Annotated in this window: 19 protein-coding genes; 7 read left to right on the top strand and 12 right to left on the bottom strand. The window is 68.9% G+C overall.

The genetic code is table 11. The features are described from left to right. Positions 1-3 precede the first annotated feature (3 nt). Entirely contained in the window at positions 4-2,256 is a 2,253-nt protein-coding gene (locus OG241_RS13245; RefSeq protein ID WP_405815479.1) for a family 43 glycosylhydrolase, read from the bottom strand. Between the two features lie 244 nt (positions 2,257-2,500). Here OG241_RS13245 and OG241_RS13240 point away from each other — a divergent pair, with 244 nt between their 5' ends. Beyond that, positions 2,501-3,655: a right-handed parallel beta-helix repeat-containing protein gene (locus tag OG241_RS13240; RefSeq protein WP_405815478.1), complete on the top strand. Its 1,155-nt coding sequence runs from the start codon at positions 2,501-2,503 to the stop codon at positions 3,653-3,655. Positions 3,656-3,736: 81 nt separating this feature from the next. Here OG241_RS13240 and OG241_RS13235 read toward each other — a convergent pair whose 3' ends face one another. The 3 genes from OG241_RS13235 to OG241_RS13225 form a co-directional block, all read right to left on the bottom strand. Then, positions 3,737-5,422 carry a rhamnogalacturonan lyase B N-terminal domain-containing protein gene (locus OG241_RS13235; protein ID WP_405815477.1) on the bottom strand — a complete coding sequence of 562 codons (1,686 nt, stop codon included), beginning with the start codon at positions 5,420-5,422 and terminating at the stop codon, positions 3,737-3,739. A gap of 181 nt (positions 5,423-5,603) precedes the next feature. Further along, positions 5,604-6,473 carry a hypothetical protein gene (locus OG241_RS13230; RefSeq protein ID WP_405815476.1) on the bottom strand — a complete coding sequence of 290 codons (870 nt, stop codon included), beginning with the start codon at positions 6,471-6,473 and terminating at the stop codon, positions 5,604-5,606. Then, positions 6,470-7,036, bottom strand: a complete 567-nt coding sequence (locus OG241_RS13225) for a SigE family RNA polymerase sigma factor (protein WP_405815475.1) — start codon at positions 7,034-7,036, stop codon at positions 6,470-6,472. Before OG241_RS13225 ends, OG241_RS13230 begins: the two co-directional genes overlap by 4 nt. 283 nt (positions 7,037-7,319) lie before the next feature. Between OG241_RS13225 and OG241_RS13220 the strand changes: the two genes are divergently transcribed. After that, positions 7,320-8,771: an NCS2 family permease gene (locus OG241_RS13220; protein ID WP_405815474.1), complete on the top strand. Its 1,452-nt coding sequence runs from the start codon at positions 7,320-7,322 to the stop codon at positions 8,769-8,771. 84 nt (positions 8,772-8,855) lie between these two features. Here OG241_RS13220 and OG241_RS13215 read toward each other — a convergent pair whose 3' ends face one another. The 3 genes from OG241_RS13215 to OG241_RS13205 all read right to left on the bottom strand — a co-directional run bounded on the left by OG241_RS13215 (position 8,856) and on the right by OG241_RS13205 (position 11,691). Then, positions 8,856-10,310 carry a peptidoglycan D,D-transpeptidase FtsI family protein gene (locus OG241_RS13215; RefSeq protein ID WP_405815473.1) on the bottom strand — a complete coding sequence of 485 codons (1,455 nt, stop codon included), beginning with the start codon at positions 10,308-10,310 and terminating at the stop codon, positions 8,856-8,858. Between the two features lie 112 nt (positions 10,311-10,422). Further along, a complete protein-coding gene (locus OG241_RS13210; RefSeq protein WP_405815472.1) occupies positions 10,423-10,914 on the bottom strand; it encodes a GNAT family N-acetyltransferase in 492 nt (163 codons plus the stop codon). A gap of 3 nt (positions 10,915-10,917) precedes the next feature. Next, positions 10,918-11,691, bottom strand: coding sequence for an IclR family transcriptional regulator (locus OG241_RS13205; protein WP_405815471.1), 774 nt, complete (start codon positions 11,689-11,691; stop codon positions 10,918-10,920). 144 nt (positions 11,692-11,835) lie between these two features. On the opposite strand from OG241_RS13205, the gene OG241_RS13200 reads away from it, so the two are divergent. The 5 genes from OG241_RS13200 to OG241_RS13180 all read left to right on the top strand — a co-directional run bounded on the left by OG241_RS13200 (position 11,836) and on the right by OG241_RS13180 (position 16,631). Then, positions 11,836-13,365, top strand: a complete 1,530-nt coding sequence (locus tag OG241_RS13200; RefSeq protein WP_405815470.1) for an aldehyde dehydrogenase (NADP(+)) — start codon at positions 11,836-11,838, stop codon at positions 13,363-13,365. 204 nt (positions 13,366-13,569) lie between these two features. Further along, positions 13,570-14,178, top strand: a complete 609-nt coding sequence (locus tag OG241_RS13195; protein ID WP_405815469.1) for a DUF1349 domain-containing protein — start codon at positions 13,570-13,572, stop codon at positions 14,176-14,178. Then, positions 14,178-14,660, top strand: coding sequence for a GNAT family N-acetyltransferase (locus OG241_RS13190; protein ID WP_405815468.1), 483 nt, complete (start codon positions 14,178-14,180; stop codon positions 14,658-14,660). Before OG241_RS13195 ends, OG241_RS13190 begins: the two co-directional genes overlap by 1 nt. 64 nt (positions 14,661-14,724) lie before the next feature. Then, positions 14,725-15,447 (top strand): DsbA family oxidoreductase, encoded by a 723-nt coding sequence (locus tag OG241_RS13185; RefSeq protein WP_405815467.1) that lies wholly within the window; start codon positions 14,725-14,727, stop codon positions 15,445-15,447. Between the two features lie 71 nt (positions 15,448-15,518). Beyond that, entirely contained in the window at positions 15,519-16,631 is a 1,113-nt protein-coding gene (locus OG241_RS13180) for an aminotransferase class V-fold PLP-dependent enzyme (protein ID WP_405826180.1), read from the top strand. Positions 16,632-16,699: 68 nt separating this feature from the next. Here the strand turns inward: OG241_RS13180 and thpD are convergent, their stop codons facing one another. The 5 genes from thpD to OG241_RS13155 all read right to left on the bottom strand — a co-directional run bounded on the left by thpD (position 16,700) and on the right by OG241_RS13155 (position 21,357). Continuing rightward, a complete protein-coding gene (gene thpD, locus OG241_RS13175; RefSeq protein ID WP_405815466.1) occupies positions 16,700-17,614 on the bottom strand; it encodes an ectoine hydroxylase in 915 nt (304 codons plus the stop codon). Between the two features lie 5 nt (positions 17,615-17,619). Next, positions 17,620-18,042 (bottom strand): ectoine synthase, encoded by a 423-nt coding sequence (locus tag OG241_RS13170; protein ID WP_319093905.1) that lies wholly within the window; start codon positions 18,040-18,042, stop codon positions 17,620-17,622. Between the two features lie 77 nt (positions 18,043-18,119). Next, positions 18,120-19,400 carry a diaminobutyrate--2-oxoglutarate transaminase gene (ectB, locus tag OG241_RS13165; protein WP_405815465.1) on the bottom strand — a complete coding sequence of 427 codons (1,281 nt, stop codon included), beginning with the start codon at positions 19,398-19,400 and terminating at the stop codon, positions 18,120-18,122. 30 nt (positions 19,401-19,430) lie between these two features. Continuing rightward, complete coding sequence (gene ectA, locus OG241_RS13160; protein WP_405815464.1) at positions 19,431-19,973, bottom strand: diaminobutyrate acetyltransferase; 543 nt, start codon at positions 19,971-19,973, stop codon at positions 19,431-19,433. Between the two features lie 283 nt (positions 19,974-20,256). After that, a complete protein-coding gene (locus tag OG241_RS13155) occupies positions 20,257-21,357 on the bottom strand; it encodes a pyridoxal-phosphate-dependent aminotransferase family protein (protein WP_405815463.1) in 1,101 nt (366 codons plus the stop codon). Positions 21,358-21,536: the final 179 nt, after the last annotated feature.

Genomic DNA, 21,536 nt, shown 5'->3' with positions numbered 1-21,536 from the left:
GGCTCACTTCCGTACCGGCCTGATCCCCTCCAGGGTCGGTACCACCGGCCGGATCGAACCGTCGGCCGCGAACTCCATGCGGTCGATGGTCGTCTCCCGGTGCATACCGTCCCCGCCCGCCTTCCCCGGCCCGTTCAGGGCGAACCGGTGATAGACGATGTACCAGTCGTCGGTGCCGGGGACGTTCACCACGGAGTGGTGGCCGGTGGCGAGGATGCCGTACTCGGGACGCTTGGACAGGATCGTCCCCTGCTTGGTCCACGGGCCGAGCGGGGACGGTCCTGTCGCATAGGCGACGTGGTAGTTCTCGCTGCGCGTGTCGTCCTCGGACCACATGAAGTAGTACGTGCCGTTCCGCTTGATCACGAAGGAACCCTCGCGGAAGTTGTCCGGGGTGATGTCCTGCACCTTCGAGGCGTCGTACGAGACCATGTCGTCGTTCAGCGGCACCACATAGCCGTGGCCGTTGCCCCAGTAGAGGTACGACGTCCCGTCGTCGTCCGCGAAGACCGCCGGGTCGATCATCTGGCCCTGGAACGAACCGCCCTTCGCCACCAGCGGCTTGCCCAACGCGTCCTTGAAGGGGCCCGCGGGGGAGTCCGCCACCGCCACACCGATCTGCTGCTCGGCGCAGAAGTAGAAGTAGTACTTGCCGTCCCGCTCGGCGATGGCAGGCGCCCAGGCGTACTTGTCGGCCCACGACACGTCCGCGCCGAGGTCGAGGATGACGCCGTGGTCCTTCCAGTGGACCAGGTCCTTCGACGAGTACGCCTTGAACCGTGTCCCGCCCCAGCCGTTGAAGCCGTCGGTCGTCGGGTAGATCCAGTACTCGCCGTTCAGATAGTGCACGTCCGGGTCGGCGTTGAGGCCTGGCAGCACGGGACTTCCGGTCGGCACAGCCTCGACGGTCCAGACACGGGTCGTGCCGTCCGCCGCCCTCACGGTGTACGTCTGCGGCCCCCGGAAGTCGCGCCGGGTGCCGGACCCCGGGGTCACCGTGGCGCCCGCACCCACCGCCAACTCCGGTGCGAGACGCGTGAGATCGGTGCCCGGTCGCATCGGCAGCACGACCTTCGACGAGGCTTCGGTGACGATCGAGTAGCCCTTCTGGCCCTTCGCCGTCACGTCCACGACCGAGGTGGGCGTCGACGGATACGCGGCCAGCAGCCGGTCGTACTCCTTCTGGGTCACCGGAAGTACCGTGCCGTGCCGGGGACTTGCGGGCAGCTGGTAGTTCGTGGACGGGGTCCACCGGCCCGAGTCGAGGTCCGTGGTCTCGAAGGGGACGTAGCCGCGACCGCCGTACTCGTCGACGAACAGGTACCACTTCTCCTCGGTGTTCGACTTGAACACCGTCGGGCCCTCACCGCGGTCCATCGCACCGCTGCCGATGCAGTCCGCGACCAGGTCGTACTTCGTCGAGGTCAGACTCGTCGACTTCTCGCCGGTGATGAACTTGGCGCAGGGAGAGCTGGAGGTGGGGTCCCGCTCGTCCTTCGTGTAGCGGTAGTAAGTCCCCTTGTGCTCCACGACAGTCGAGTCGATCACCGAGTAACCCGGGTCGTCCCAGACCTTCGCCTCGCTGAAGCTGCGGAAGTCCTTCGTCGTGGCGTACATCATCTTGTTGTACGTCGAGCCGGTGTGCCCGGGGTCGTCGTCGGCGTACAGCTTCGACGCCCAGAAGACGACGTACGAGCCGAGCTTCCTGTCGTAGTAGGCCTCCGGCGCCCAGGTGTTGCCGGCCGCCTCGGGGGACACCTTCGCCAGTCGCTGGTCGGTCCAGTGGACCAGGTCGGTCGACTCCCAGACCATGATCGACTTGCTGCCGTGCCGCTGGACGTCGTCCCAACTGCCGCTGCTGTTGCGGTACATGCGCAGGTCGGTCGCGATCATGTAGAACCTGTCACCCTTGGGGGAGCGGATCACGAACGGGTCGCGCAGCCCCTTCTCCCCGGTGGTGGAGGTCAGGACCGGCTTGCCCGCGTTCAACTCCCGCCAGTGCAGCGGGTCGTCGCCACGGCTGAGGGCGTACCGGATCTGTTCACCGTCGGCCGTGCCCTCGCCGGTGAAGTAGGCGAAGAGGTAACCGGCGTACTTCTGCGTCGACTTGGGCTCGGGTCGCGGCTCGGGGTTCTGCTGTGTCACGGGTGGGGCTCCTGAGGCGGCGGGGCTGGGCGGGGCGGCGAGCAGGGCAAGGAGCAGGGCCGCCAGGGAGATGAGGGGGAGCAGGAAGGCGCGGGCGAGGTGGGGGCGCATGACACATCCTGTGGGAGTCTGATGGTTTCTGTTGAGTGATCGTCCTCGGAGTCTCGCCAGCGGGGGGACAGTGCGTCAATCGGTGCGGACGAGGCCGGCGGGACCGAAAGTTTCGACGGCTCATCTGCGGACCGCGGCAACCCTTTTCAGCCGGGCGGCAACAAGGCAGCGGAGCCGGGCCGCGGCCCCACCTCATCGGGGCCGCGGCCCGGCTCGTCCCCGTCCGGCGAGGAAAGGAACGTCCGTGCGCATCGGTACCGGCCGGCACCGCAGAACTGGCACCCTGTCCATCGCCGCCGCCGTGGCGCTCTCTTCGGGCGCGGGCGGCGTCTACCTGGGCCTCTCGCCCGAGGGCGCCGGCGCCGCGGGCGCCACGGTCACCGTGTCCAGTACAGCCGGGCTGGAGTCCGCGGTGCGCAACGCGGTGGCCGGCAGTGTCATCCAGGTGCGCGCCGGCACGTACTACCCGACGGCCACCCTCAAGTCGACGGCCAACGGCACGAGTTCGGCGCGGATCACCCTCCAGGCGTACGGCGGGGAGAAGGTGCGGATCGACGGTTCCAGGCTGCCCGCCGGTTCCTGGCTGGCCGGGATCTACGGCGACTACTGGACGGTCCGGAACCTCACCTTCCAGAACTCCCCGGCCCAGGGCTTCGTCGCCACCTCGTCGGTCGGCGGGATCTTCACGAACCTCGTCACCGCGCGCAACGGCGACTCCGGCTTCACCCTGCGCGGCGACGGCACCACCGGCAACCTCGTGCGGGACCTGGACAGTTACCTCAACTACGACCCTGCGGGCCACGGCCGGAACGCCGACGGCCTCGCCATCAAGTTCGGCTCCGGCACCGGCAACCGGATCAGCGGAGCGCGCCTCTACGACAACGCGGACGACGGGATCGACCTCTGGCAGTTCTCCACCCCCGTCACCGTCGAGCACAGCTGGGCCTTCGGCAACGGCAGGAACCGCTGGAAGGACCCCGCGTTCGAGGGCAACGGCAACGGTTTCAAGCTGGGCGGCGGAGGCGCCTCGGCCGCGCACGTCCTCAACGACAACGCGGCCTGGGACAACGACCTGCACGGGTTCACGGAGAACTCCAACACTGCCGCGATCGTGCTCCGTCGCAACACCGCCTACGCCAACGCCCGGTCCGGGTTCTACTTCGCCACCGGCAGGGCCAGGCTCGCGAGGAACCTCGCGGTGAACAACGAGGGCGGCCCGGCCGAGCTGGGCCCGTCGACCGTCTCGGCCGCCGACAACTGGGACAGCGGTGTCCCGACACCGGCACTGAGGTCGAAGGACGCGACCACCGCGTACGGCCCCCGTCGGCCGGACGGCTCGCTGCCGGCGACCACGTTCCTGACGGTGGCCACGACGGCCGTCGGGGCCACCATGGACTGACGTACGCCACGCGTGCAAAGAGAAAATGAGCCCCCTGCCGGTCGTCACCGGCAGGGGGCTCTCTGACTGGCCGAGGGGGGCTCAGGCCAGCAGATCCATGCAGTCGAACGAGGTGCCCGGGCTGAGGAACGCCGTGCCGCTCGAACCACTGACGATGTTGATCTTCAGTACGTTGTACTGCCCCGGGTCCGTCTTCCACGCACTGGAAGGGACGCTGTACGTCAACGTACGGTTGTTCCCCCGGTACGAACCCGTGGTGAGGGAGCGCGTCGAGGGCTGCGTGGACGCCTGGGGGACGGCCGACACCCAGTCGTTGACCGTGACGCGCGGGCGCCCGCCCGCGAAGGCGTCCGTGATGCCGATACGCAGGGTGTGCGCGGCGGCGGCCTGGGCCGCGGTCAGCTTGAAGTACACGAGGACGCCGTCGTTGACGCCGCTCCACATGTAGGCCGGGAAGTCCGCCGACGCCGCCTGGGAGCCGCCGATGGTGACGTTCCCCGTCCACTTCGCCGCGCGGGCGTCCGCCGGGTGCGCGTACGTCATCAGCTTGGCGTTCTTGAACTCGCCGGGTGTGCCGTCCCAGTCCCCGAGCCGCCAGATCGTCTTCGCGGCGGACGGGTCCCCGGTCACGGTGATGCTGTTCAGCGCGGTCGCGCCGCCCGCCTTCACCGTCACCGAAGCGGTGTGCACGGCCAGTTCACCCTTGTACACGGTCAGCGTGTACGTCCCCGGCAGCATCCCCTTGCAGGAGAAGGCGCCGGTGCCGGCGGCGGCCTGCGCCCAGTACTGGGCGTCCGGGTTCGCGAAGCCCACGGTGTACGGGTGCTGCGCGTCCATCCCCTTGATGCCGACGCCGGCCACCTTGCCGCGCCCGGCCGCGCCCACCCAGCCGGTGATGCCGAGCCCGTCCACCCAGGAGGTGTCGAGGCGGGCGGCGGCGAGGGAGGCCGAGGGGGCGCCGCCGTCCGTGAAGGCGAGGACGTACGGGCCCTGCAGGCCGAAACGTTCCGGCTCGGTCTGGGCCTCGTTGTAGTGCAGGATCTCGTACAGCCCCGCGCCCTTGTCGTTCGAGTGGCGCAGCAGCGAGCGGTAGAAGGGGCCGCCGGACGCCTTCTCGTGGTTGGAGCGCACGAGCCACAGGCCGACGGAACCGGTGGTGAAGCCGATGTGGTCGTAGTCGATGACCCGCTTGCCCGAGTAGTGCTTGGAGTGCGTGGTGCCGTCCGCCCGCTTCCAGACGTCCCCGGCCTCGATGATCTTGTCGGAGGCCTCGATCCAGGAGTCCGACCCCTCGTTCGGGAACATCCCCGGCTTGAGGCGAACGAGGAAACGGGTCGCGGTGAAGGAGGCGTCCGCCTTGTTCGTCCACAGGTAGACGTTGTTCTGGCCGCTGCGGGCCGCGTACCACTGGGTGATCGCCCCGTGGACGACCTTCACCAGGATCGTCGAGCCGGACTGCCTGACGCTCACCGTGGACGCGCCGAGCCCCGACTCGACGTGCGAGTGTTTCCCGCCGTACCCCTCGTACTCCTTGCCCCGGTAGACCAGGGACGTGAGGTCGCCGGTCGACTTGGAGATCTTGAAGACGAGCGAGGCGCCCGTGTTGATCACGAAGTTCTTTCCGTCGTCGGTGTGGCCGAAAGTAGCCGCCGACGCGGACGACAGCAGGCTGCTGCCGGTCGCCACCGCGGCGCCCGTCCCGGCCACGCCCACGGCCGAAGCGGCCAGCAGCCTGCGGCGACTGAGGTTCTTCCTGTGCGTGCTCAAGACTGCCGGCTCCGTCGTGCTTGAAGATTCACTTGCTCGTACGCGATGTCAGATGGCCAGAACTCGCTGGTGGTTCCCTGCGGAACACGGTCGATTCTGAACGCTTCTGTGCCTTGGTCGCCGCCGGGGCGGAAAGGGTTGCCGCGTCCGGCGAAAATTCTTCGGGAGCCGCCGCCCGGCTTCAGGAATCGCCCTCGGCGGACGTGCCGGGGTCGTCCTGGCCCGCGAAGTCGCCCTTCACGGCGAGCTGTTCGCCCGCTGCCTCGCCCGTCACCGTGTACGTGTCGTCCTTCGCGTCCCGGCCGCCGCGCGTGTGGTTGTACTGGCCCGCGAAGACCCACTCGCCCGGCCCGACCTTGTGGCCGTCCTTGAGCACCCACGTGTAGACCAGGAGACCGTCGCGCTCGGCGACCGTCAGATCGAAGTCGTCCTCCGGCGCCGACCGCCAGGCACCCGTGGAGGCGACCTGGCCGGTCTGGGCGATCCTCAACTCGACCGTGAGAGCGGTGAGCTGCTTGGAGTTCTTGATGGTGACGTCGCTCTGCGCCCAGAAGTCGTTGCTGTTCGTACCGACCGAGCCGTCCGACCACAGTGGCCCGTCCTCGGTGCCCTTCGCGTCCGGCGTGGCCACGGTGTTCGAGGCCTTCGGTGTTGGGGTGGGCGTCGGTGCCGAACTCGGCCTGTCGTCGTGGGCGTTGCCGCTGGACGGCTCCGGGGCCGGCTGGATCGGTGCCCGGCTGGTCGCGTCCGGGGACGGGGTCGGCAACGGTGAGACCGAGACGGTCGGGTCGGCCGGTGTCTCGTCGCTCGTCACCACGGACGCCAGCGCGTACCCGCCCATCGCGAGGATCCCGGAGACGGCGGCGGTCGCGCCCGCGACCCGGGCCCAGGCCAGCAGCGGGGGACGCGTCGCCCGGCGCCGGGAGCGCTTCCCCTCGGGACCGGCGGCCATGCCTCGCTCGACCCGCGCGAGGATGCGCGCGCGGTCGGGCTCGTACGCCTCGGCCGCTTCGCGCAGCCCGGCGCGCAGCTCGTCGTGCGGCGTCCTCATCGGTTCGTCCTTCCCGCTCCGCCAGTGGTGCGTACTGGGGTACGCACCGGAAGCGGGGCCTCGTCGGTGCCAAGGAGCCGCTGCAGTTCGGCCATTCCCTTGGACGTCTGGCTTTTAACCGTACCGACAGTAACTCCCAGGGCGAGCGCGGTGTCCTTCTCCGAGAGGTCGAAAGCGTGCCGGAGCACCACACATGCCCGCTTACGGAACGGCAGACTGCGCAGGGCCGTCTGCACATCTATGACGCCGGGTATGTCGGGATTCTCCGTCTTCTCTTCCCGCTGTGACCAGAACAGGGTGATGCGCCGACGCTCCCGGACCGCGCTGCGGATACGGGTCTTGGCCAGGTTGGCGACCACTCCGCGTGCGTACGCCACCGGATGATCGGCGGCCCGCACCCGGTCCCAGCGGTGCCACAGCGCGAGCAGCGCGTCCGCGGCCAGGTCGTCGGCGGCGTCCGCCTCGCCCGTCAGCAGGTGGGCCAGACGCGCGAGTTCGGCGTAGTGCCGCTCGAAGAAGGCGTGGAACTCCACGGAGGCTGCGTCGTCGACGACAGTGCCCACGGGCGACTTCTCCCCTTAGTTCGCTGAGTTTCCCAGGCCGGTGGCGGCCGCCGGGCGGGCCCGGGCGCTCGCGTATACGGCCGCTGTGGTGTGCCGGTGAAGAGGCGGTGATCATTTGGCGCGAGAGCCGAGAGAGTATCAGGCGTGCGTAAGGACCTTCGAGTGCCGTACAACGGGTCGATCCTGATTCCGTAACACGGAGAAAACCTGAGAACGGTTCAACCCAGGGACAATCCAGCCTGCATCCGCACACAGATCAATCAGGCAACGAGGAGTATCTGTCATGTCCGAACCACAGAAGGTGGCTGAACGGCCGAAGGGCGCGCCTCCCACGGCGAGCAGCGTCGACGGCTACTTCAAGATCTCCGAGCGGGGATCCACCTTCGCCCGTGAAGTACGCGGCGGCTTCGCCACGTTCTTCACGATGGCCTACATCCTTGTCCTGAATCCCATCATCCTGGGCAGCGCCAAGGACAAGTTCGGTCACCAGCTCGACAGCGTTCAACTCGTCACCGCCACCGCCCTGGTGGCCGCGGTGATGACGATCATCATGGGCGTCGGCGGCAACCTCCCGCTCGCCCTCGCCGCGGGCCTCGGCCTCAACGCGGTGGTCGCCTTCCAGATCGCCCCGCTGATGAGCTGGGACGACGCGATGGGCCTGGTCGTCCTGGAGGGCCTGCTGATCTGCGTCCTTGTGGTGACCGGCCTCAGAGAAGCGATCATGCACGCCATTCCGGCGCCGCTCAAGGCGGCGATCGGCGTGGGTATAGGCCTGTTCATCGCCTTTATCGGCTTTGTCGACGCCGGCTTCGTCAGCCGTATCCCGGACGCCGCGAACACCACGGTCCCGGTGCAGCTCGGCGGGACGGGCACCCTCAGCGGCTGGCCGATCGTCGTCTTCTGTCTCGGCGTCCTGCTGACCATCGGCCTGCTCGCACGCAAGGTGCGCGGCGCGATCCTGATCAGCATCGTCACGATGACGCTGCTCGCGCTCGTCATCAACTCGGTGGCCGACGTCAAGAGCTGGGGCCTGACCACGCCGGCCTGGCCCGACAAGATCGCGGACACCCCCGACTTCGGACTGATCGGCCACTTCAGCCTGTTCGGCGCGTTCGGCGAGACCACGGTGATCACCGTCGTCCTGCTGATCTTCACGCTGATCCTGTCGGACTTCTTCGACACCATGGGCACGGTCGTCGGCATCAGCGCCGAGGCCGGCCTTCTGGACGAGGAGGGCAAGGTCCCGAACCTCGGCCGCGTGCTGCTCATCGACGGCGCGGCGGCGGTGGCGGGCGGCGCGAGCTCCTCGTCCTCGGCCACCTCGTTCATCGAGTCGGCCGCGGGCGTCGGCGAGGGCGCGCGCACCGGCTTCGCCAACCTGGTCACCGGCGGACTGTTCGCCTGCGCGCTCTTCCTGACGCCGATCCTGACCATCGTCCCGATGCAGGCCGCCGCCCCCGCCCTGGTCGCGGTGGGCTTCCTGATGATGACCCAGGTCAAGCACATCGACTGGGACAAGTACGAGATCGCCATCCCCGCGTTCCTGACGATCGCCGTGATGCCGTTCACGTACTCGATCACCAACGGCATCGGCGCCGGCTTCCTGGCCTACGTCCTCATCAAGGCGGTCCTCGGCAAGGCCAAGGAGGTCCACTGGCTCCTGTGGGGCACGAGCGCCCTGTTCCTGATCTACTTCGCGATCGACCCGATCGAACAGCTCTTCGGCACGAAGTAGTAGCCGAGCCAGGTAACCCCGCGTCCTTGATCAGGGGCGCGGGGAACTGCGCGAAAAACCACGACGCAGCCGCACCGGAAGAACTCACCCAGCCAGCGCAGCGACCATCATCGCTCTGGCCACCGGCGCGGCCAACCCGTTCCCGCTCACCTCGGACCGGGCCGCCCCCGACTGCTCGACCAGCACCGTCACGGCGACCTCCTTCCCGTTGGACTGCGACTTCGCATACGACGTGAACCAGGCATACGGTGTCTGGCTGTTGTTCTCCCCGTGCTGCGCCGTCCCCGTCTTGCCGCCCACCGTCGCACCGGATATCCGCGCGTTGGTGCCGGTCCCGTCGGAGACGACCGTCTGCATGGCGGACTGCAACTGCTCGGCCGTCCGTGAGCTGACGATCTCCTTCGTCGAGGCCTCGCTGTCGTAGTCCTCCAGCACGTCCCCGTCCGAGTTCGTGACCTGGGACACCATGTGCGGCGAGACCAGCTTGCCGCCGTCGGCTATCGCGGCGGACACCATGGCCATCTGCAACGGCGTCGCCGTGACGTCGAACTGCCCGATGCCCGTCAGCGCGGTCTGGGACCTCTCCATGTCCGACGGGTACACGCTCGGATACGCGCGCACAGGCACGTCCTGCTTCTCGTCGTTGAAGCCGAACTTCTCCGCCATCGCCCTGACCTTGTCCTGCCCGAGGTCGACGGCCATCTTCGCGAAGACGTTGTTGCAGGAGTACTGCAGCGCGACCCGGATCGTGGCGTTCGCACAGGGCGCGTTCGGGTTCTCGTTCGACAGCTCACGGGTCGTGTCCGGCAGCGTGTACGGGTCCGGGCTGGTCGTACGGTCGTCCACCGACCCGTACAGCCCGTCCTCCAGAGCCGCCGCCGCGACCACCAGCTTGAACGTCGAACCCGGTGGCAGCGGCTGCCGTATCGCCCGGTTGACCAGCGGTTTGTCGGGGTCCTTGGTGAGCTTGGTCCAGGTGTCGCCGTCGTTCGCCCCGGTGATCGTCGAGGGGTCGTACGACGGGGTCGAGACCATGGCGAGGATCTTGCCGGTCTTGGGGTCGATCGCGACCGCCGCGCCCTTCTTGTCACCGAGCGCCGCGTACGCCGCCTTCTGGACGTCCGGGTCGATCGTCGTGATCACGTTCCCCGGGGCGGCGTGCGCCCTGGTGACCGTGTCCATGACGGTCGTGAGCCGGCTGTCCGAGCCGTCGAGCACGTCCTTGTAGATGCCCTCCAGCTGCGTCGGCGTGAACAGCGGCGTGCTGTATCCGGTCACGGCCGCGTAGAGGCTGCCGTCCGTGTACGTCCGCCGGTACTTGAGATCCCCGCCGCTCGTCTCCTTCGAGCCGGTGACCGACTCGCCGGCCACGATGATGTTCCCGAGCGGGTTCGCGTACAACGCGATCGAGTTCCGTCGGTTCAGGCTGTCGTCCGCGAGCGCCTTCGCGTCGTAGAACTGCACCCATGTCGCCCTGACCAGCAGAGAGAGCACGAGCAGCAGTGTGAAGACGGAGGCCCGCCTGATCGTCTTGTTCATCCCGTCCGAAGACGAGCGGCACCGGACGGAACGTTCCCCTCCGCCTGATTTCTCATGGCGTTTTCAGGAAACGCGGGAGCTTGTAAGGGACACATGTGCCGTCGTACGACGGTCAGGCGTCCAGCGTCAGCACGACCTCGTCGATCTCCGCGTCCCGCGCCTGGGCGAACCCCCGGTCGTGCCCGGTCACGCGGAAACCGCACTTCTCCAGGACCCGCAGCGAGCCCGCGTTGTCGGCGGCGGCGCGCGCGTGCAGCGGGCGCTCCGGCTCCTCGGCGATGAGCGCGAGAAGCGCGGCCGTCGCGATACCGCGCCCCCAGTAGGCACGGTCGATCCAGTACGTCACCTCGCGCTCGCCCGGCTCGCCGTACACCGCCACGTTGCCCACCACGTCACCGTCGACGAGCACGGTGCGCGGCAGAATGTCCGTCGCCGCGCGGATCCGCTTCCAGTGGTCCTCGAAGGCGTCCCGGTCGGCCGGGTCCCGCGCCGTGAACGCGGCCATCCACAGCGACTCCGGGTCGTTCGTCTGCCGGAAGAAGACCGGCAGATCGCTGTCGTGGATCTCGCGGAGCACGACGTTCGTCGAAGCCGAGTACCTCATCGTTCAGAGCCTCCGGGTGGCCAGTGTCAGCCGGTCGCGTGCGTCGAAAAGGGCGTCCTTGACCATCTGTTCGTGGGCCGGGGTGAGCCTGGCGACCGGCACCGAGCAGCTGATCGCGTCCCGCGCGGGGGTGCGGTACGGGACGGCCACGCCGAAGCAGCGCAGCCCCAGCGTGTTCTCCTCGCGGTCCACCGCGAAGCCCTGCTCGCGCACCAGGTGCAGCTCCTCGATGAGCTTCTCCCGGTCGGTGATCGTGTGCTCGGTCAGCGCGGGCAGTGTCTCCGGGAGCAGCTTGCGGACCTGCTCGTCGGTGTGGGTGGCCAGCAGCGCCTTGCCGAGGGAGGTCGAGTGGGCCGGCAGCCGGCGGCCGACCCGGGTGAAGGGGCGCAGATAGTGCTGCGACTGCCGGGTGGCGAGGTAGACGACGTTCGTGCCGTCGAGCCGGGCCAGGTGAATGGTCTCCGTCGTGTCGTCGGAGAGCCGGTCGAGGGTGGGACGGGCCACCGCGACCACCTCGTCACCGTCGATGTACGAGGTGCCGACCAACAGGGCCCGGACGCCGATGCCGTACCGCGTGCCCGTGGCGTCCGTCTCGACCCAGCCGAGGTCGACAAGAGTGCGCAGAAGCATGTAGAGACTGGACTTGGGATATCCGACGGCCTCCTGGACCGACGCCAGCGAGTGCATGCCGGGCCGCCCGGCGAAGTATTCCAGCAGTTCAACGGTCCGTACCGCGGACTTGACCTGCGCCCCGCCGCCTGTCTCGGCTGCCGACATCGCCCTTGACCCCTTCGTTCAACGGGAAATAGTCTCCAACAGCATATTCATCATCAGAGACGCTGTTCAGCATATCGAACGCACCTGGTGAATGACGCAAAATCTGAGCACCACAAATGGCAACACAATCTGGAGGGACCCCCGGTGGCAGCAGCACCAGTCTGGAGTGTCGACCCCCGTACCGGGAAGCAGCGGGAGCAGGTCGCGGTCGAGGCCACCGCGCAGGAGGTGGACGCCGCCGTCCGCGCGGCGCACGCCGCCCGCCCGGCCCTCGTCGACCGCACCGTCCGCGCGGCCTTTCTGCGCAGCGCCGCCGAGCAGCTCGAAGCGGCCAAGGAGCAGCTCGTCGAGGCCGCCGACGCGGAGACCGCGCTCGGCCCGGTCCGGCTGACCGGTGAACTCGCCCGCACCTGCTACCAGTTGCGGGCCTTCGCGGACATCGTCGACGAGGGCGCCTTCCTCGACGTCGTCATCAACCACCCCGACGACACCGCGACCCCGCCGATCCCGGACCTGCGTCGCTACAAGATCCCGCTGGGTGTCGTGGCCGTCTACTCGGCCTCCAACTTCCCCTTCGCCTTCTCCGTCCCCGGCGGCGACACCGCGAGCGCGCTCGCGGCCGGCTGCCCGGTGGTCGTCAAGTCGCACCCGGACCACCCGGGCCTGTCCGAGCTGGTCGCGGCCGTCCTGCGCCGGGCCGCGGCCTCGCACGGCATCCCCGAGGGCGTCGTCGGCCTGGTCCACGGCTTCGAGGCGGGCGTCGAGCTGGTCAAGCACCCGCTGGTCGCGGCGGCCGGCTTCACCGGATCCGTACGAGGCGGCCGTGCCCTCTTCGACGCGGCGGCGGCCCGTCCGGTCCCGATCCCGTTCCACGGCGAGCTGGGCTCCCTGAACCCGGTGGTGATCACGGAGGCGGCGGCGAACGAGCGCGCCGAGGCGATCGGTACGGGGCTCGCGGGCTCCATGACCATGGGCGTCGGCCAGTTCTGCGTCAAGCCCGGCCTGGTGCTGGCGCCGGCCGGCGCGGCGGGCGACCGCCTGCTGAAGTCCCTGACCGACGCGGTCAGCGACACCAACGCCGGTGTCCTCCTGGATCACCGGATGCGTGACAACTTCGTCGCCGGGGTCGCCGAGCGCGCCGAGCTGCCCGAGGTCGAGACCCCGGTGACGCCGGGCGCGGGCGGCGACCACACGGTCAGCGCCGGGTTCCTCACGGTGGCGGCCGACAAGCTGGCGGCGGAGGGGGCGTACGACCTGCTCCTGGAGGAGTGCTTCGGGCCGGTCACCGTCGTGGCCCGCTACACGGACGAGGCCGAGGCGAACGCCGTTCTCTCCCGGCTGCCGGGAAACCTGACGGCGACGGTCCACGTCTCGGCCGAGGAGGCCGCGGGGGAGGGGCGCGGGGCGGAGATCCTGGCCGAACTGACGCCGCTGGCGGGGCGTGTGCTGGTGAACGCGTGGCCGACCGGGGTCGCTGTGGCCGCGGCCCAGCATCACGGGGGGCCGTACCCGGCCACGACGTCGACGTCGACTTCGGTCGGCGGTACGGCGATCGAGCGGTGGCTGCGGCCGGTGGCGTACCAGAACACGCCTCCCGCGCTGCTGCCGGTCGAGCTGCGGGACGAGAACGAGTTGGGGCTGCCTCGCCGGTTCAACGGTCAGCTGGAGCGATAGCGCTCCGCTGGTAGCGCCGTTGGGGGTGCGGTGGGATGTGCGGCTGCCGGTGCGTTGTGGCTTGTCGCGCAGTTCCCCGCGCCCCCAACGGCGCTGACGCTCCGCTGGTGCGTTGTGGTTTGTCGCGCCCCGCGGCGGAGCCGCATGACGACACAGCCCCGCGCCCCTGTCGGGGCGCTGTAGTGGGCCTGCGATAATCCGGTAATGGATCTGGAGCTTTCCCCACTGCCTTTTCCCCTCCGTACTTATGGGCCCGATGGGCACTGGTCCTTCGAGGACGGGGTGCTCACCGGGTGGGCCGGGCCCCGGCAGGACCGGTTCGTGCCGCCGACCGGGGAGGCGCTGGATCCCGCCGCCGACGCACCGCGGCTTCTCGGCGCACCCCATGGCGAGTTCCAGCTGATCGCCCGGGTCACCGTCGGGTTCGGGGCGGCCTTCGACGCCGGCGTGCTCTATGTCCATGCCGGCGAACGGGCCTGGGCCAAGCTCTGCCTGGAGTACTCCCCGGACGTGCCCACCGTCTGCACGGTCGTCACCCGGGGACACTCCGACGACGCCAACTCCTTCACCGTGGACGGCAGTTCGGTCTGGCTCCGGATCAGCCGCACCGGCCGGGCCTTCGCCTTCCACGCCTCGCGCGACGGCAGGAAGTGGACCTTCGTCCGGCTGTTCACCCTGGGCGACGAGAAAGAGGCGGACGCGGCCCTGGTCGGCTTCATGACCCAGTCACCGATGGGCGAGGGATGCGTCGTGACGTACGACCACATCGAGTTCCGCCCGGAGTGGCCCAAGGACCTGCGGGACGGCAGCTGATGCGGGTGATCCGGGCCGCGCTGCCCGCCGAGGCCGCCGCCGTCACGGAGCTGCACCTGCGCGCGCGGGCCACCTACTACCCGGACGGTCTCCCCGACGCCGACCGTGACTGGGTCGGCGCCTGGCTGTCCAGCATCGAGCGCCCCGACGCGCATGTCCTGTGCGTCGTCGAGCAGAACCGGATCATCGGCGTCGCCTCCTTCCGCAGGGACGAGGGCGCCCCGGAGGACACGGTCAAGCTCTTCCAGTTCCACGTCGACCCCGACCGCTGGCGAGCCCGTATCGGCACCGACCTGCACGCCGCCTGCGTCGAGCGCTGGCAGGCCGACGGAAAGCGGGCCGCCACCCTCGACGTGCACATCGACAACCAGCGTGCTCAGGCCTTCTACCGCCGTCTGGGATGGGTCCCGGACCCGGAGCACCCGCCCGCCGAGGACGATCACCATCTCTTTCTGCGGTACGAACTCCGCGGCACGGAATGAAACCAGCCGTTTGAACGTTCACATAATCCCTTACCCGTTCGTTCGAGCTGGAGAGACCGAAGACATGCGCGTCGAGATCTGGACCGACATCGCCTGCCCCTGGTGCTACGTCGGCGCAACCCGCTTCGACAAGGCGCTGGCCGCCTTCCCGCACCGTGACGGCGTCGAGGTGGTGCACCGGTCCTTCGAGTTGGACCCGGGGCGCGCCAAGGGCGACATCCAGCCCGTTCTCACGATGCTCACCAAGAAGTACGGCATGAGCGAGGCACAGGCGCAGGCCGGTGAGGAGAACCTGGGGTCGCTGGCGGCCGCCGAGGGCCTCGCGTACCGCACCCGGGACCGCGACCACGGCAGCACCTTCGACATGCACCGGCTGCTCCACCTCGCGAAGGACAAGGGACTCCAGGAGGAGCTGCTCGGGCTCTTCTACCGGGCGAACTTCGCCGAGGAGCGGTCCGTCTTCGGTGACGACGAGCGCCTCGTGGAGCTGGCCGTCGCCGCGGGCCTCGACGCAGACGATGCCCGAGGCGTACTCGCCGACCCGGACGCCTACGCCGACGCTGTGCGTGCCGACGAACGCGAGGCCGCCGAACTGGGCGCCAACGGTGTGCCGTTCTTCGTCCTCGACCGGAAGTACGGCGTCTCCGGCGCCCAGCCTGCCGAGGTCTTCGCCCAGGCGCTCACCCAGGCGTGGGGCGAACGGCCCGCTCCCCTCAAGATCGTCCAGGCGGACGGCGACGGAGCCGAGGTCTGTGGACCCGACGGGTGTGCCGTACCCCAGCAGTGACGCCGGCCGGAAAACCGCAGCTCAGGACCTACGTATAAGCAGTCCTTCGTGGTGCCGTGCAGAAATCGGCAATGGACGAGGAGATCTTCGGGCCGCACAGTGGACCCATGGAGACCTCCGCGAAAGCCTCGACATCCGAGAACCTCCGCGACCTCGTCCGTGCCGAGTTCGCACCCAAGAACACCTACCTGAACACCGCGAGCACCGGCCTCCTCCCGGCCCGCGCCGTGGCCGCCATGCGCGACGCCGTGCAGTCCGTGGCCGACGGGCAGCCGCAGGACATGTTCGCCGACGTGGAAGCCTCGCGCTCCGCCTTCGCGCGGCTCGTCGGGGTGTCCGACCGCAGGGTCGCGGCCGGGGCCTCCGTCGCCGTCTACAGCGGGCTGATCGCCGCCTCGCTGCCCGCCGGCGCCGAAGTCCTCACCGCCGAGGACGACTTCACCTCCGTCCTCAACCCGTTCCACGTACGAGGGGACCTGAAGGTACGGACCGTGCCGCTGGAGCGGATCCCCGAGTCCGTCCGGCCCGGCACCGCCCTTGTCGCCGTCAGCGCCGCCCAGTCCGCCGACGGCCGGATCGTCGACCTGCCCGCGCTGCGCGAGGCCGCCCGCGAGCACGGGGCCCGTACGTACGTCGACGCCTCCCAGGCCACCGGCTGGCTGCCCGTCGACGCGGACGCCTACGACTACGTCGCCTCCGTCGCCTTCAAATGGCTCGTCTGCCCGCGCGGCGTGGCCTTCCTCGTCGTACCCGAGGACCTGGGCGGGCTGACACCCGTGTTCGCGGGCTGGGTCGCGGGGGAGGAGCCCTGGGACAGCTGTTACGGCCCGGTGCGTGAACTCGCCCACTCCGCACGGCGGTTCGACGAGAGCCCGAGCCTGTTCTCCTACGCCGGCGCCCGTCACTCCCTCGCCCTGATCGAGGAGTTGGGCGTGGACACCGTACGCGCGCACGACCTCGCGCTCGCCGACCGGTTCCGCGCCGGGCTCGACCGGCTGGGGCACCAGCCCGTGCCCGCGCCGGGCTCCGCCATCGTGTCCGTCCCGCGACTCGGGCACCGGCAGGCCGAGTTGAGCCGGGCCGGGGTCGAGGTCTCCGACCGGGCCGGAAACCTGCGCGCGGCCTTCCACCTCTACAACACGACCTCGGACGTCGACCGACTCCTGGACGTCCTGTCCGCCTGAAGCCCACGAGACCGCCCGCCGACACGGAACTCCGCGTCGGCGGGCGGCGATGGACCCCGGGCGGCGTGTCACCTCACCGGAGTGAAGTCCCTGGCCCCGATGAACTCCGGCCTGCGTACCGGCGCCGCGAACGGCTCCACCGCGCTGTTCTCCACGCTGTTGAACACGATGAACACGTTGCTGCGCGGGTACGGCGTGATGTTGTCCCCGGAGCCGTGCATGCAGTTGCAGTCGAACCAGGTCGCCGAACCCGCCCTGCCCGTGAACAACTTGATGCCGTGCTCGTCGGCGAGGGAGGTCAGCGCCTCGTCTGACGGGGTGCCCGCGTCCTGCATCTGCAGCGACTTCTTGTAGTTGTCCTCGGGCGTCGCCCCGGCGCAGCCCAGGAACGTACGGTGCGAGCCCGGCATGATCATCAGGCCGCCGTTGGTGTCGAGGTTCTCGGTCAGCGCGATCGAGACGGACACCGTCCGCATGTTCGGCAGGCCGTCCTCCGCGTGCCAGGTCTCGAAGTCGGAGTGCCAGTAGAAGCCACCCGCCCCGAACCCCGGCTTGACGTTGATCCGCGACTGGTGGACGTACACGTCGGAGCCGAGCAGCTGCCTGGCCCGCCCGACGACCCGCTCGTCCCGTACGAGCTGGGCGAACACCTCGCTCATCCGGTGCACCTCGAAGACCGACCGGATCTCCTTCGACTTCGGCTCGATGATCGACCGCTCGTCGGCCCGGACGGCCGGATCGGCGATCAGCCGCTCCAACTCGGCTCGGTAGAGCGGTACTTCGTCGTCATCGAGGAGTTGGCCGAGCGCCCGGAAGCCATCCCGCTCGTACGCCATGAGGTCGGCCGGGGTGAACGGTCCGGGAGTGTCCGGTGCGCCCCAGAGGACCGGGTCCTGACGCGGGACGGACACCTCGGCGGCGCCACGGGTGGGGTACAGGTCGGTGAGAGTCGACGTGGATGTGGACATGGTCGTGGGTGACATGGGTGTCAGACCTCCTCGGGGTCGAAGTCGGGCTCGGGTTCCGTCAGCAGGGGATAGACGCCGTTCTCGTCGTGGTCCTCGCGGCCGGTCACGGGCGGGTTGAAGACGCACAGGCAGCGGAAGTCCTCCTTGATCCGCATCGTGTGCCGCTCGTGGCCGTCGAGGAGGTACATGGTGCCGGGGGTGATCGTGTAGGTCCGCCCGGTCTCGTCGTCGGTCAGCAGGGCCTCGCCCTCGACGCACACGACCGCCTCGACATGGTTCGCGTACCACATCGACGTCTTCGTGCCCGCGTAGAGGACGGTCTCGTGGAGCGAGAAGCCGACCCGCTCCTTGGCGAGGACGATGCGTTTGCTCTCCCAGGTACCGGACTCCGCCTTCACATGCCGGTCGGTGCCTTCGATGTCCTTGAACGAACGGACGATCACAGCGCTCAACAACCCCTTTCGCAAATGGTTCAGTCAGAACTTCGGACAGAAGCTCAGGCAGATGTTCCGTCAGGTGTTCAGATGGTCACGACGGTCTCGCGCACCGCGCGGGCGACGATCCGCAGGCCCTCGTCGAGTTCCTCGGGCGTGATGGTGAGCGCCGGCAGCAGCTTCACGACCTCGCTCTCCGGGCCGGACGTCTCGATGAGCAGCCCGAGTTCGAAGGCCCGCCGGGCGACCCGCGCCGCACGCGCCTTCTCGTGGAACTCCATGCCCCACACCAGACCCCGGCCCCGGTACTCCTTGACGTCGGCGAGGTTCTCCTCGGTGATGGAGATCAGCGCCTCCTCGACCTGCTCACCGCGGGCGAGCGTCTGCTTCTCCATGGCGGAGCCGTCGGACCAGTACGTCTCCAGCGCGGCGGCGGCGGTCACGAACGCCGGGTTGTTGCCGCGGAAGGTGCCGTTGTGCTCGCCCGGCTCCCAGATGTCCAGCTCGGGCTTGAACAGGCAGAGGGACATGGGGAGTCCGTAGCCGCTGATGGACTTGGAGACGGTGACGATGTCGGGCACGATGCCCGCCTCCTCGAAGGAGAAGAAGGCGCCGGTCCGCCCGCAGCCCATCTGGATGTCGTCGACGATCAGCAGCATGTCCTGCCGTGCGCACAGGTCGGCCAGCGCCTGCAGCCACTCGGGGCGCGCCACATTGATGCCGCCCTCGCCCTGCACGCTCTCCACGATCACGGCGGCCGGCTTGTTGAGGCCGGAGCCCTGGTCGTCCAACAGCCGCTCGAACCACAGGAAGTCGGGGACGGTCCCCTCGAAGTAGTTGTCGAAGGGCATCGGGGTGCCGTGCACCAGCGGAATGCCCGCACCGGCCCGCTTGAAGGCGTTGCCGGTCACGGCGAGCGACCCGAGGGACATCCCGTGGAAGGCGTTGGTGAAGGAGACGATGGACTCCCGTCCCTTCACCTTCCGCGCCAGCTTCAGCGCCGCTTCGACGGCGTTGGTACCCGTCGGACCCGGAAACATGACCTTGTACGGCAGTTCGCGGGGCCGCAGCACCAGATCCTGGAAGGACTGCAGGAACGCGCGCTTGGCGGCGGTCGACATGTCGAGCCCGTGGGTGACGCCGTCCCGTTCCAGATAGTCGATCAACGCCCGTTTGAGTACGGGGTTGTTGTGGCCGTAGTTGAGTGATCCGGCGCCGGCGAAGAAGTCGAGGTAGGCGTGGCCGTCCTCGTCGTACATACGGCTGCCCTGCGCACGGTCGAACACGGCGGGCCAGCTGCGGCAGTAGCTGCGGACCTCGGACTCGACGGTCTCGAAGACGCTCAGGTCGGGCTGGGTGATGGTCACGGCGGTGAACTCCTTGCGGTGGGGGGTGAGTCAGCCGGCGAAGTCTGGGAACTCGGGGAGCTCCGAAGGCCAGGAGAGGGGACCGATGCGGTACAGGACCTCGGGATCGTGCAGGTCGCTCGGGAACAGGCCCGCGTCGAACAGCACCTCGCGCTCGACGGTGGCGCCGTGGCGTTCCGCGAACGAGGTGAACAGCCGCTCGGAGGCGGTGTTGCCCGGCGTGATGGTGGTTTCGAGGGTGGTGAGCCCCCGCTCGGCGCCGACCCGCCGGGCCAGCCCGTCGAGCAGCGCGGTGGCGAGCCCGCGCCCCTGGTGGTCGGCGTCGACGGCCACCTGCCAGATGAGCAGGGTGCCCGGCCGGTCCGGCCGGATGTACCCGGTGACGAAGCCGACCGGGGTCCCGTCGGTGTCCCGGGCGACGGCCGAGGTGGCGGCGAAGTCCCGGCACCACAGCAGATAGCTGTACGACGAGTTGAGGTCGAGAACCTTCGAGTCCCTGGCGATCCGCCACAGCGCGGCCCCGTCGGCAATCACCGGGAGGTCTATTTGCAGGTCTGTCCGTACGGCACTCATGCAAATTGAACTTACCGAGAGAAAATCAAAAATGCATCGCCGGTCGGGGTTACGTGCGGGCGCGGAATATGTTAACGCGCGGGCATGGGAAAGCCCGCTTTGTCCAGTAAATAGTCAGACAAAGCGGGCGCATTGTTGAGTGCGTCACACTCATGTAATTCACTTGATTCGTTCGCGAAATCTTTGCGTTTAGGTCAGTGAAAAGCGGGCAGAAGAATACGGGAAGCTATCCTCGATTTCCTTCTGCTTGATTACTCTATTTCAACTCCATTCCATTGCGCATTCACGAGAAATTCGCGACGGCGCGTCGGCATCCGTCGATGTCCACCGTCAGCCCCCGGTCCGCCAGCGCCGCGCCCAGCGCGACCAGACTCACGAGGACCGCCTCCAGCGTCGCGTCCGGCCCGTAGTGGTTGACCCGGATCATCTCCTTGGCCAGCGCGCCCCCGCCCGCCGCGAGCGGCAGCGCCGGATCGACGGCCAGCGCGTCGGCGACCAGCTCCGACGCGACGACTCCGGAGGGCGTCCGCAGGGTTGTGGCGACCGGCGCCGCGTCCCCGGCCTCGTACACATACGGCTCAAGGTCGCCGCCCAGAGCGAGAACCCCCGCGCGGGTGGCCGCCGCCGCGGTGGCGTGCCGGGCGATCACCGTGTCGAGCCCCACCGTCTCGATCCGCTCGACACACGCCTCCAGCGCGAGCATCTCCAGCTGGGCGGGAGCATGCAGGAGGGTGCGCCGACCGCCGTCGATCCACCGCTCCTTCCAGTCCAGCAGGGAGAGGTATGACCGTCGCGGCGCTCCCGGGTTCGCCGCCATCCGCGCCCAGGCCCGCTCGCTCACCGACACCGCCGACACCCCGGCCGGCCCGCCCATCGCCTTCTGTGCCCCGATCACGCACAGGTCGACGCCCCACGCGTCGGGCAGCACCGGCTCGGCGCCCACCGACGCGACGGCGTCGAGATAGAAGAGGGCGCCGTGTTCCCGTACCGCCTCGCCGATCTCTGCGACCGGGTTGGTGTTGCCGGTCGCCGCCTCCGCGTGCACCAGCGAGACGAAGTCGATCTCCGGGTGCTCGGCGAACGCCTCCCGGATCCGCTCGGCCGTGACCGCCGCGTGGAAGGGCACCGACAGGTCGACGACCGTGGCGCCGCAGTCGCGCAGCCAGTCGCCGAACGTCTGCCCGTAGGGGCCCGTGACGATGTTGAGGGCGGTCGTTCCGGGGCCGGCCGTCCCCCTGATGGCGCCTTCGAGAGGCAGCAGCGCCTCGCCCTGCATGATCACGACGTCCTGCTCGGTGGAGAGCAGCCGCGCCACGCGGCCCTCGATCGACGCGAAGCGCGCGGTGGTCAGTGGCGCCAGGTCCAGGAAGGGGTGCGTGGTCAAGGAGGTGCTCTCTTCGGATCGCGGGGCAGATGAGTCGGGTCGAGACTAACCGGAGATCCCCGGCGGCCCTCCTGATCCTCGGGCCGGTGGGATACGAGGTCACACCGCCTCAAAACCACAGGTCATACGGCGCCGCAACCATGGGAATGATTTGAGATAGTCAAACGTCTCCTTATAAT

It is taken from the genome of Streptomyces sp. NBC_01390 (assembly GCF_045040105.1).
In the GTDB taxonomy this organism is placed as follows: domain Bacteria; phylum Actinomycetota; class Actinomycetes; order Streptomycetales; family Streptomycetaceae; genus Streptomyces.
Note: the sequence above shows the minus strand (reverse complement) of the source record. Positions and strands in the feature narration are given on the sequence as shown.